A 10,600-nucleotide genomic window follows, 5' to 3' on the forward strand; every position below is an offset into this window, starting at 1 on the left:
CGGGGCGCCTCTGGCCCCCCCCCCCCACGGCCCCCTGTGTCGTTCACGGAATCAGTGGATGGGGTGGGACTGCCTTCCCGACGCGTCGTCGATCTGCTTGTGCGCTCTCTCCAGCAGCTGGGACGCGAGGTCCATCAGGGCACGGGCGCCCGCGATCTCCTCGCCGACCAGCAGCTGCGGCTGGTCGGAGTGGTGGCGATTCGCGCTTCCGTGTCCCCGGCATTCCGTCCCGTCACCGAGCCTCACCATGGCGGCCGCCCTGGTCCGGTCGCCTTCCTCCTTGAATTCCATCTCGATGTGCCATCCGACGAGTGTCTGCATGGCGGTCACCTCCAGCGGTACGCGTACCCCTTCCAGGGTGCGCCGCGCGGCCGCTGATCACCACAGCACTTACCCGTTGGTGCGTATCTGACTTCTTGGTCGGTACTTGTCCGGTCATCCGGGCCGGACAAGGATCGAGGCATGCCTTCGACATCTGAGAACACGCAGGTCAGCCATGTCTCCGTACTGGGCCTCGGCATGATGGGCTCCGCCCTCGCCGCCGCCCTCCTGCGCGCGGGCCACGTCGTCACCGTGTGGAACAGGACCGGCGCGAAGACGGGCCCGCTGGTCGCCCAGGGCGCGCTGCCGGCCTCCACCGTCGCCGGCGCGGTGGCCGCGAGCCCGCTCGTGATCGTCTGCCTGACCACGAACGACGACGTCCGCGAGGCGCTGGCGCCGGCCGACCTCACCGGCACGGTGCTGGTCAACCTCACCAACGGCACGCCCGCCCAGGCCCGCGACATCGCGGCGTACGCGCGCAAGCGGGGCGCGCGCTACATCGACGGCGGGATCATGGCCGTCCCGCGGATGATCGCGAGCCCGGCCGCGTACGTCCTCTACAGCGGCGACGAGCAGGCGTACGAGACGCACGAGCCGGTGCTGGCCGCGTTCGGCGGCACGAAGTGGGTCGGTACGGACCCCGGACGCGCCGCACTGCACGACCTGGCGCTGCTGACCGGCATGTACGGGATGCTCATCGGCGTGACGCAGGCCCTCGCGCTCGTCCGCTCGGCGGGCGTCACCGCATCGGAGTTCGCGGGTCCGCTGCACGCCTGGGTCTCCGCGATGCTCGACGGTGTCGTACCGGGCATCGCCGGGGCCGTCGACTCCGGCCGGCACCTCACGGACGTCTCCAGCCTCGCCGTCAACCAGGCCGCCTTCCCGAACCTCACGGCCACGTACCGCGAACAGGGCGTCAGCACGGAGCTGTTCGAGCCGTTCCAGAAGCTCCTCGACCGCTCGATCACCGAGGGCCACTCCGCCGACGGGCTGTCACGTCTCGTCGAGCTGCTGGCGGTCCGGGACGCCTGACACCCCTCTCCCGAAATTACCCGCGGTTCTCATTGGTCTATACCTTGACTGGATCATGACATAGCGCTTGAGTGTGGGAACAGCCCCCCACCGCGGCTCGCCCGGAGGCAACTCCCGCTCCAGGGCGAGCCGTTGCGCTCAAAGGAGTGATCGAGTGCTGAGACCACGCCTCGCGGCCCTGCTGGCCGCGGTCCTCATCGCCACCGGCCTCGCCGGGGTCCTGACGCCGTCCGCCACCGCCGCCTCCCCCTGCGACACCGCCCCCAACTGGCAGCAGGGCGCCTGGTACACGACTGGCAACGTTGTCAGGTACAACGGTGCGTACTACATCGCCGAGCACGACAATCCGGGTTACGACCCCACGATCAGCACCTGGTACTGGGACCCGTACAACTGCGGCGGTGGCGGCACCCCGTCCCCCTCCGGCTTCGTGGTGAGCGAGGCCCAGTTCCAGCAGATGTTCCCGAACCGGAATCCCTTCTACACCTACAGCGGCCTCACCGCGGCCCTGAGCGCCTACCCCGGCTTCGCCAACACCGGCAGCGACACGGTGAAGAAGCAGGAGGCCGCCGCCTTCCTGGCCAACGTCAGTCACGAGACCGGCGGGCTCGTCCACATCGTCGAGCAGAACACCGCCAACTACCCGCACTACTGCGACTGGAGCCGGCCGTACGGCTGCCCGGCCGGCCAGGCGGCGTACTACGGGCGCGGACCCATCCAGCTCAGCTGGAACTTCAACTACAAGGCCGCGGGCGACGCACTCGGCATCGACCTGCTGAACAACCCGTGGCGCGTGGAGCGCGAGGCGGCCGTGGCCTGGAAGACGGGCCTTTGGTACTGGAACACCCAGACCGGCCCCGGCACCATGACCCCGCACAACGCGATGGTCAACCAGGCCGGCTTCGGCCAGACCATCCGCTCCATCAACGGTTCCCTGGAATGCGACGGCAAGAACCCGGCGCAGGTCCAGAGCCGCGTCAACAACTACCAGCGTTTCACCCAGATCCTGGGCGTGCCGACGGGCGGGAACCTCTACTGCTGAGACCGCACCGCCACTGAACGGGCCGCGGACCGGGGAGACTTCGTCCCCCGGCCGCGGCCGCACCATGTGATGCGGCGGCCAGGCAACCCGCGCAATCCTCTCCCCGTCCTCCGAGGACGAGAGGCGCCCGCAGACCAGGGCGCCCGAGAAACGGGGCCGAGGAGGGGAACGTTGATACGTACCCGCAAGACATGGGTCACCGCGGCAGCGGTGCTCACGATGGCGATGGTGTCGCCCGCGGTGGCGCACGCCGTGCCGCAGCCACCCGGCAGCCCGCCCGCCGCGGTGACCGACGACAACAAGGGCCTCCCTCCCGGCTGGAGGATCACGAACACCGCCGGGCAGAACACACTGGAGTGGCGTTCACCGCGGCCCGTGCCCGCGGGCGACGCCCGGGTGGAGTTCCACGCCGACGGCAAGCTGGTGGGCGTACCCGAACCCGAGAACGACGCCCGGACCTTCCGGCTGCCACTCGACGAGCTGCGCACAGCGGACCTGGCCGACCTCCAGGTGCTGGCCGCAGGCCGGCGGCTCGACCAGGAGGCGGACGGCGCCCGCGACCGGCGTTCCTCGCCGCCCGCCGCCAATCCTCCCGCCCAGCTCCCCGCGGGTTCCGTCGACCCGGGAAAGCCCGGCACGTACCGCACGGCCACCGGCGAGTACACGCTCGACCCGGTGCGCCTGCCCGGCTTCCCCGCGCCCGTCGAGATGCGCGGCGTCGTGGTCGCGCCGAAGGGCGCCACCGGCAAGCGCCCGGTCGCGCTGTTCCTGCACGGCAGGCACGCCACCTGCTACGTCCCGGACAGGGACGACGACGTGACGATGGACTGGCCGTGCGCGAGGGGCGCGAAGCCGATCCCCAGCCACCGGGGCTATCTGCGCGACCAGCAACTCCTGGCCTCGCAGGGCTATGTGACCGTCTCGATCTCCGCCAACGGCATCAACGGCCAGGACGGGGACGCCGACGACGGCGGCGCGCAGGCACGCTCCTCGCTGGTCCGGCAGCACCTGGCCCGCTGGGCCGACTGGGCCGCGAACCCGGCCACGGCACCGCAGGCCGTACGCAAGGGGCCGAAGGCCGACCTGTCCCGCGTGCTGCTCGTCGGGCACTCGCGCGGCGGTGAGGGCGTCAACCGCGCGGCCATGGACAGCCTGTACCCCGCCCCGTCCGGCCAGGACGGCTACCGCGGCACGGTGCGCTGGCACATCCGCGGGACCGTGCTCATCGGCCCGACGATCTTCGGCCACAACCCGGTGCCGGACGTCCCGTCACTGACGCTCCTGCCGGGCTGCGACGGTGACGTCTCCGACCTCCAGGGCCAGGTGTACGCCGACGGCACCCGCGGCGTCAGCAGGGGCAAGGCCCTGCACAGCGCGGTCTACATGGTCGGCGCGAACCACAACTACTTCAACAGCGAGTGGACGCCGGGCCAGGCCCAGGCACCCGCCGACGACGACTTCTGGCACGACCCCGAGCAGCCCGACCCGGTCTGCTCGCCCGGCACCGCGACCCGGCTGACCGCCGACCAGCAGCACCGGGCGGGCGCCACCTACATCGCCGCGGCCGCCAGGCTGTTCGTCGCCGGGGACGACCGGGTGCGCGAACTGCTCGACGGCACCGGCCGCCGGGCACCCTCCGCCGACCCCGCGCGGGTGCTGACCCACGCGGTCGGCGCGAACCGCGGCGCCGGGTTCCTGCCGGACGGCTCCGTGAAGGTGACCGGTGGACGGCTGTGCTCCGCGATCGACCCGGACCCGCGCACGGCGTGCCTGGGCCCGGAGGCCGGCGGCGTCTCGCCGCACTTCGCCCACTGGCAGCCCGAACGCGAGACCGGCCGCCGTGCCGTGGCGCTGCGCTGGTCATCACCGGGCTCGGCGGTTCAGGTCCGCCCGCAGAAGCCGCTGTCCGTGCGCGGTGCCGAGGACCTCGCGCTGCGCGTCTTCGTGCCGCCGAACACCACGGGGGCGCAGCTGGACGTGTCCCTCACGGACGCCTCCGGCAAGCGGGCGAACCTGGGCCGCGTCCGGGTCGACGGGCTGCCGGGCAGCGACCGTGCCGCCTCCCACTGGGCGCGCGAGGTACGTGTACCGCTCTCCGCCGCCGCTCGCGCCGGACTCGATCTGCGCCGGATCTCCTCTCTGGAGCTGATCCCGCGCAGCCGCTCCGGCCAGGCGTGGCTGATGGACGCCTGGGCCTGGAGCCCCGGCACGCCTGTCGTGCGCGAGGCCCCGCTGGCCCGCGTCGACATCGGCCGGCTCAAGGTCAAGGAGGGCGACTCGGGCGTCCGCACCTACCAGGTGCCCGTACGCGTGTCCGGCAAGGGCAGCGGCACGGTCCGGCTCTATGTCCTCGACCCGGCCACCGGCCGGGCGAAGGACCGGCTCGTGACCGTCCGGCCCGGCAGCGGCGGCATCGACGTCCCGGTGAAGGTGGCCGGCAACAAGCGGTACGCCTGGGACGCGACCCACGACGTGCTCGTGAAGGCCGTCAGCGGCACCGTCGTCGGCTCGCACGCGGGCGGGGTCACCGTGGAGAACGACGACCCGATGCCGAAGATCGGCGTCAAGCCGGTGACCGACAGGGTGACCGAGGGCAAGCCGCTGAAGTGGCAGGTCGCGCTGTCCGCGCCCGCCGACGTGGAGCTGTCCAGGACGCTGCTGTTCGCGGCAGTGCCGGGCCGCCCGGAGCTGTCCACCAAGGACGTCGACCGGCAGTGGCTGGAGGAGCTGCTCGGCGAGGTCCCCGCCGGTGAGGTCCCGCTGTCCCAGCTGGAACACGCCTCCCTGTGGGTGTCCGTTCCGGCCGGGAGCACCACCGCGGAGGTGCACGTGCCCACGGTCCGCGACCAGGTGACCGAACCGGCGGAGTACGTGGGCCTCCAGCCCACCGACGACGAGGGCGAACCGCAGGGCCCGGTCCTCACCGGCACGGTGACCGACGCGCCGTAGGCTCCCGGTTCAGGGCCGCGCGAACTCGCACCACACCACCTTGCCGGGTTCGCGCGGCACCACGCCCCACCCGTCGGCCAGCGCGGCCACCAGCAGCAGGCCGCGCCCCGACTCCCCGTCCGGCTCCCGCACGCACGGCTTCCCGTCGCCGCTGTCGTGCACCTCGACGCGCAGGACGGTCCCCTGCTCGTACAGCCACATCCGCAGCAGGTACCCGCGCCCCGGCGGGACGCCGTGCACCAGCGCGTTCGTCGCCAGCTCGCTCACGCACAGCGTGATGTCGTCCGCCCGAGCGCCCCACTCCCACGCGGTGAGCGTCGCGCGGACGAACTCCCGTGCCGTCGCGACGGATCGGCGCTCGCGTCGGCAGAACAGCTCCCGCAGGTCCTCGTGTTGCATCGTCTTGTCCACGCAACGAGCGTCGCGGCGCGTGACGGGTCGGCAGCACCCCGTCGACCCGTACGTTTCATTTGTACGGGTCGTGGAGGCGTAACGTACGGGCGGCTCCGGGGAGTTGGACGGGTATGCACTCCAGGAGACGCCACCGGAAGAACGCCTCGGCGATGCGGCTGGTCGGCCGCCAGCTCGCCCGCTTCCGCGAGGCCGCGGGCCTCACCCAACGCGAACTCGCGGCGGAGTTCAACCTCGCGGAGGAGACGGTCGCCTCGATCGAACAGGGCCGCCGCCCGCTGAAGCCGGACCTCGCGCAGAGATTCGACGACCGCCTCGACACGAAGGGCGCGCTGTCGGTGGCGGTCGAGCACATGCCGGAGGTGGACCTGATCCCGGCGTGGGCGGAGGAGTACATGGACCTGGAGCGGGAGGCCATCGCCCTGTCCTGGTACGACAACCAGGTCGTGCCGGGCCTGCTCCAGACCGAGCGCTACGCGCGCGGGGTCTTCCGCAGCCGGGTGCCCGCCTTCGACGCGGACGAGATCGAGGCGCAGGTCGCCGCGCGCGTCGCGCGCCAGGAGATCCTGGCGCGGACGCGGCCGCCGACGATCAGCTTCGTGATGTGGGAGGCCATTCTGATGGACCGCATCGGCGGCGACGAGGTGTACGAGGAACAGGTCCGCCATTTACGCGCGTGCGCCGAACTGCCGGGCGTCTCGCTCCAGGTGATGCCGTTCGGCCGCACCAGCCACGCGGGGCTCGACGGCCCGTTCACCTTGCTGGAGACCCCGGACCATCAGCTCGTCGGCTACACCGAGAGCCAGCGCGGCAGTCAACTGCTCACCGACCCTGACGAGGTCAGCATCCTGGCGCGCAAGTATGCGATGCTGCGGGCACAGGCCCTCAACCCGGAAGACAGCACGGGCCTGTTGGACCGGCTGCTGGGAGAGCAATGAGCACCGCACTGAAGTGGTTCAAGTCCAGCTACAGCGGCAGCGAGGGCGGCCAGTGCCTCGAAGTGGCCTACGACTGGCGCAAGTCCAGCTACAGCGGCAGTGAAGGCGGCGCCTGCCTCGAAGTCGCCTACGACTGGCGCAAGTCGAGCCACAGCGGCGACTACGACGCCGCCTGCGTCGAGGTCGCCGCGCACCCCGCCGCGATCCACGTCCGCGACTCGAAGACCCCCGGCGGCCCGGTGCTCACGCTCGCACCGGCCGCCTGGGCGGCCTTCGTCAGCGACCTGCGCTGATCCGCTGCGCGACCTCCGTCGCCCAGTAGGTGAGGATCATGCTCGCGCCCGCGCGCTTGATCCCGAGCAGCGTCTCCGCGATGGCCTTCTCGCGATCGATCCAGCCCTTCTCGGCGGCGGCCTCGACCATCGCGTACTCGCCGCTGATCTGGTACGCCGCGACCGGCACGTCCGCCTCGGCCGCGACGCGCGCCAGGACGTCGAGATAGGGACCGGCGGGCTTGACCATGACCATGTCGGCGCCCTCTTCGAGGTCGAGCGCCAGTTCGCGCATCGACTCACGGACGTTGGCCGGGTCCTGCTGGTAGGTCTTGCGGTCGCCGCGCAGCGACGAGCCGACGGCCTCGCGGAAGGGGCCGTAGAAGGCGGACGAGTACTTCGCGGTGTACGCGAGGATCGACACGTCCTCCTTGCCGATGGTGTCCAGAGCGTCGCGGACGACGCCGATCTGGCCGTCCATCATGCCGCTGGGGCCGACGACGTGGACGCCGGCGTCGGCCTGGACCTGGGCCATCTCGGCGTAACGTTCCAGCGTGGCGTCGTTGTCGACCCGGCCGTCGGCGTCGAGCACGCCGCAGTGGCCGTGGTCGGTGTACTCGTCCAGGCACAGGTCGGACATGATGACCAGCTCGTCCCCGACCTCGGCCCGCACGTCCCGGATGGCGACCTGGAGGATGCCGTCGGGGTCGGTGCCGGCCGTGCCGAGCGCGTCCTTCTTGGCGTCCTCCGGGACCCCGAAGAGCATGATCCCGGCGACACCGGCCTCGCGCGCCTCGACGGCGGCCTTGCGGAGGGTGTCGCGGCTGTGCTGCACGACGCCGGGCATGGCCTGGATCGGCACCGGCTCGGAGATGCCCTCGCGGACGAAGGCCGGGAGGATCAGATCGGCCGGGTGCAGCCGGGTCTCGGCGACCATGCGGCGCATGGCGGGGCTGGTCCGGAGCCGCCGGGGGCGGGCACCGGGGAAGGATCCGTACGCAGTCATACGTGCCACGCTACGCCTGCCCGGGGAGGGCAATTACCGACACCGCGTCGGCGGGAGCGGCCTACGGACGCGTCGTCGTGACGACCCAGGCGGCGGAGTCGTAGCGGACGCCCTCGGGGGCGGCGTGGGCTTCGAGATCGGCACGCAGCGCGGCGTGTGCCCGGGCGCGGCCGGCCTCGTCGAGGTCCTCGACCATCCACGTGAGCATGCCGGAGATGAAGGCGAAGGCGTCGTCGGGGGTGCGGCCGAAGATCATCGGGAGGTCGAAGTCGTCCAGGCGGGGCGTACGGAAGCCGGCGGCGACGAGCCGTTCGCGGACGACGTCGGGGTCGGACAGGGAGAACGGGCCGGGGGCGTCCGGGGGCGGGGCGTTCAGTTCGCGCCCGGCGGCGAGGGCGGTCACGAACGACCGGAACCACTCGTTGCGGGAGACGTCCTGCCAGACGAGCAGCACCAGCCGGCCGCCGGGCCGCAGGGCGCGGGCGATGTTGCGGAAGGCGGCCACGGGGTCGGCGAAGAACATGGCTCCGCAGCGGCTGATCGCGACGTCGAAGGACGCCTCGTCGAAGGGGTAGGTCTGCGCGTCGGCCTGCTCGTGGCGGACGCTGTCGAGCCCTTGGCGCTCCGCCTCGCGGCGGGCGACCCTCAGCATCGGCCCGGACAGATCGACACCGAGCACGGGCCCGCCCGCGGTGAGCCGTGCGGCGGCTCGCGAGGTCAGGCCGGCCCCGCAGCCGATGTCCAGGACCCGCTCACCGCGCTGGAAGTGGGCCGCCTCCAGGAAAGGCTGCTGGTAGGCGTGGACCGCCCGGTCGAAGTCAGCGGCGTGCTCCGCCCAGTACGCCCCTTCCTCACCGTCCCAGGCACGCGCCTGCTCGGCGTTGGAAGGATCGACATGCAGAGTCCTGGAGCCCATGACCGTCACCCACTCGTGTAGCACCGCTGTGCTTCCGGTGTACGCCTCGGCCGGTCCGGCCGCCAACCGTCGCGTGCGGATGCCGCAGTTCGGGTGCCGCCCCAGCCCGAGACGGGTTCCCCCCGGGCCTGCGGGCACCACGGCGGTGACAAGCGGCGGAGGTGGTCTAGTCGGGCCTGACCTCACCGGCAGTGCCGTGGGGGAGGGCGCCGGAGGTGGCGCCGTCCGCCTTGGCCGCGTCGGCGAGCGCCTCCGCAGCGGCCTGTGCGGCCCGTGCCGCGTCGTCGGCGGCGTCGTCGGCGGCCTTGTCGTCGGAGGTCTTCTCCCGGGTCGCCGGTGACTGGGGCAGCGCTTCGCCGAAGGCGCGGGAGACACCCTGGAGTGCGGAAGTGACCTCGCTCGGGATCATCCAGAAGGTGCTGCCCGAGCCCTGCGCGAGCTGGGGCAGCGTCTGGAGGTACTGGTAGGCCAGCAGCTTGGGGTCGGGGTCATTGCGGTGCACGGCCTGGAACACCTCGTCGATGGCACGGGACTGGCCCTCGGCCTTGAGGATCTCGGCGGTACGGTTGCCCTCCGCGCGAAGGACGGCGGCCTGCTTGTCGCCCTCAGCGGTGAGGATCTGTGCCTGTCGCTGCCCTTCGGCACCGAGGATCGCGGCCCTCTTGTCCCGCTCGGCCCGCATCTGCTTCTCCATGGCGTCCTTGATGGACTGCGGGGGGTCGATGGCCTTGATCTCCACCCGGTTGACCCTCAGCCCCCACTTGCCGGTGGCCTCGTCCAGCACGCCACGGAGCTGGTTGTTGATGGTGTCACGCGAGGTGAGGGTCTTCTCCAGGTCCATCGACCCGACGACATTGCGCAACGTGGTGACGGTGAGCTGCTCGACCGCCTGGAGGAAGTTCGCGATCTCGTAGGCGGCCGCTCGCGGGTCGGTGACCTGGAAGTAGATGACGGTGTCGATCTCGACGACCAGGTTGTCCTCGGTGATGACCGGTTGCGGCCTGAAGGACACGACCTGTTCCCGGAGGTCGATCGGCGGATGGACCCGGTCGATGTAGGGGACGACGAGGCTGAGGCCGGGTTGCAGGGTGCGGTGGTAGCGGCCGAGCCGCTCGACGTTGCGCGCGCGTGCCTGGGGCACGATGCGTACCGCCCGCACCACGGTGAAAACGGCGAAGAGCGCGACGAGCAGGCCGGCGACGAGGAGCGCCGAAGCTTCCATGGTTCACTCCCGGGGGTGCACGAGCGCGGTGGCGCCGCTGATCTCTATGACGTCGACGGTCGCTCCAGGAGGGATCACCAGCGTCTCGTCATAGGCGCGAGCCGTCCATTCCTCGCCCCCGATGCGCACCCTGCCACCCAGGCCCGTCACTTCCGAGACGACATAGGCCGCCCTGCCGACCAGAGCGTCCACGCCGAACCGCTCGGCCTGCGGCCGGCGCACGTGGCGCAACGCGATGGGGCGCAGGAACAGCAGGCTGACCGTGGCGACGACGGTGAACACCAAGAACTGCACGGGCAGCGGAAGTCCGATCGCGGCGAATCCCGCCGTGACCAGCGCGGCCCCGCCCAGCATTCCGAGCGCGGCAGTGAGCGTGAAGATCTCCACCACAGCCAACACCGCTGCGGTGATCAACCAGATCAGCCATGGCTCCATCGGCAGCCCTCCTGACCGGTGCGGGTGGGCGCATGGACGGGCTGTTGCCGCTTGGT

At 71.5% G+C, this 10,600-nt stretch carries 11 protein-coding genes; 5 read left to right on the forward strand and 6 right to left on the reverse strand.

What is annotated here, in order from left to right; all coding sequences use genetic code 11:
• Positions 1-51: 51 nt before the first annotated feature.
• Entirely contained in the window at positions 52-321 is a 270-nt protein-coding gene (locus tag AB0K02_RS32585) for a DUF1876 domain-containing protein (RefSeq protein WP_365996216.1), read from the reverse strand.
• 141 nt (positions 322-462) lie between these two features.
• On the opposite strand from AB0K02_RS32585, the gene AB0K02_RS32590 reads away from it, so the two are divergent.
• The 3 genes from AB0K02_RS32590 to AB0K02_RS32600 all read left to right on the forward strand — a co-directional run bounded on the left by AB0K02_RS32590 (position 463) and on the right by AB0K02_RS32600 (position 5,344).
• Positions 463-1,353 carry an NAD(P)-binding domain-containing protein gene (locus tag AB0K02_RS32590; RefSeq protein WP_365996217.1) on the forward strand — a complete coding sequence of 297 codons (891 nt, stop codon included), beginning with the start codon at positions 463-465 and terminating at the stop codon, positions 1,351-1,353.
• A gap of 154 nt (positions 1,354-1,507) precedes the next feature.
• Positions 1,508-2,395 (forward strand): glycoside hydrolase family 19 protein, encoded by an 888-nt coding sequence (locus AB0K02_RS32595; protein ID WP_365996218.1) that lies wholly within the window; start codon positions 1,508-1,510, stop codon positions 2,393-2,395.
• Between the two features lie 171 nt (positions 2,396-2,566).
• Complete coding sequence (locus AB0K02_RS32600; RefSeq protein ID WP_365996219.1) at positions 2,567-5,344, forward strand: hypothetical protein; 2,778 nt, start codon at positions 2,567-2,569, stop codon at positions 5,342-5,344.
• 9 nt (positions 5,345-5,353) lie between these two features.
• Here AB0K02_RS32600 and AB0K02_RS32605 read toward each other — a convergent pair whose 3' ends face one another.
• Positions 5,354-5,755 carry an ATP-binding protein gene (locus AB0K02_RS32605; protein ID WP_365996220.1) on the reverse strand — a complete coding sequence of 134 codons (402 nt, stop codon included), beginning with the start codon at positions 5,753-5,755 and terminating at the stop codon, positions 5,354-5,356.
• Positions 5,756-5,868: 113 nt separating this feature from the next.
• On the opposite strand from AB0K02_RS32605, the gene AB0K02_RS32610 reads away from it, so the two are divergent.
• Both AB0K02_RS32610 and AB0K02_RS32615 read left to right on the forward strand, forming a co-directional pair.
• Positions 5,869-6,693: a helix-turn-helix transcriptional regulator gene (locus AB0K02_RS32610; RefSeq protein ID WP_365996221.1), complete on the forward strand. Its 825-nt coding sequence runs from the start codon at positions 5,869-5,871 to the stop codon at positions 6,691-6,693.
• Positions 6,690-6,986 (forward strand): DUF397 domain-containing protein, encoded by a 297-nt coding sequence (locus AB0K02_RS32615; protein ID WP_365996222.1) that lies wholly within the window; start codon positions 6,690-6,692, stop codon positions 6,984-6,986. The genes AB0K02_RS32610 and AB0K02_RS32615 overlap by 4 nt, the downstream gene beginning before the upstream one ends.
• On the opposite strand, the gene hemB is transcribed toward AB0K02_RS32615, so the two are convergent.
• The 4 genes from hemB to AB0K02_RS32635 form a co-directional block, all read right to left on the reverse strand.
• A complete protein-coding gene (gene hemB / locus AB0K02_RS32620; RefSeq protein ID WP_365996223.1) occupies positions 6,970-7,971 on the reverse strand; it encodes a porphobilinogen synthase in 1,002 nt (333 codons plus the stop codon). The two genes, AB0K02_RS32615 and hemB, sit on opposite strands and share 17 nt — an antisense overlap.
• 61 nt (positions 7,972-8,032) lie before the next feature.
• Positions 8,033-8,887, reverse strand: coding sequence for a class I SAM-dependent methyltransferase (locus AB0K02_RS32625; protein ID WP_365996224.1), 855 nt, complete (start codon positions 8,885-8,887; stop codon positions 8,033-8,035).
• 166 nt (positions 8,888-9,053) lie between these two features.
• The gene (locus AB0K02_RS32630; RefSeq protein WP_365996225.1) at positions 9,054-10,109 is read right to left on the reverse strand and encodes an SPFH domain-containing protein; all 1,056 of its coding nucleotides are present in this window, start codon (positions 10,107-10,109) and stop codon (positions 9,054-9,056) included.
• Between the two features lie 3 nt (positions 10,110-10,112).
• Positions 10,113-10,544 (reverse strand): NfeD family protein, encoded by a 432-nt coding sequence (locus AB0K02_RS32635; RefSeq protein WP_365996226.1) that lies wholly within the window; start codon positions 10,542-10,544, stop codon positions 10,113-10,115.
• Positions 10,545-10,600 lie beyond the last annotated feature (56 nt).

The sequence above is a fragment of the Streptomyces sp. NPDC049597 genome (genome assembly GCF_040675505.1).
GTDB lineage: Bacteria > Actinomycetota > Actinomycetes > Streptomycetales > Streptomycetaceae > Streptomyces.

What these genes read in the sequence shown, in the direction of transcription:
- AB0K02_RS32630 (WP_365996225.1), bottom strand. Translation starts at nt 10,109, where the DNA reads ATGGAAGCTTCGGCGCTCCTCGTCGCCGGCCTGCTCGTCGCGCTCTTC.
- AB0K02_RS32625 (WP_365996224.1), bottom strand. Translation starts at nt 8,887, where the DNA reads ATGGGCTCCAGGACTCTGCATGTCGATCCTTCCAACGCCGAGCAGGCG.
- AB0K02_RS32610 (WP_365996221.1), top strand. Translation starts at nt 5,869, where the DNA reads ATGCACTCCAGGAGACGCCACCGGAAGAACGCCTCGGCGATGCGGCTG.
- AB0K02_RS32635 (WP_365996226.1), bottom strand. Translation starts at nt 10,544, where the DNA reads ATGGAGCCATGGCTGATCTGGTTGATCACCGCAGCGGTGTTGGCTGTG.
- AB0K02_RS32590 (WP_365996217.1), top strand. Translation starts at nt 463, where the DNA reads ATGCCTTCGACATCTGAGAACACGCAGGTCAGCCATGTCTCCGTACTG.
- AB0K02_RS32615 (WP_365996222.1), top strand. Translation starts at nt 6,690, where the DNA reads ATGAGCACCGCACTGAAGTGGTTCAAGTCCAGCTACAGCGGCAGCGAG.
- hemB (WP_365996223.1), bottom strand. Translation starts at nt 7,971, where the DNA reads ATGACTGCGTACGGATCCTTCCCCGGTGCCCGCCCCCGGCGGCTCCGG.
- AB0K02_RS32585 (WP_365996216.1), bottom strand. Translation starts at nt 321, where the DNA reads ATGCAGACACTCGTCGGATGGCACATCGAGATGGAATTCAAGGAGGAA.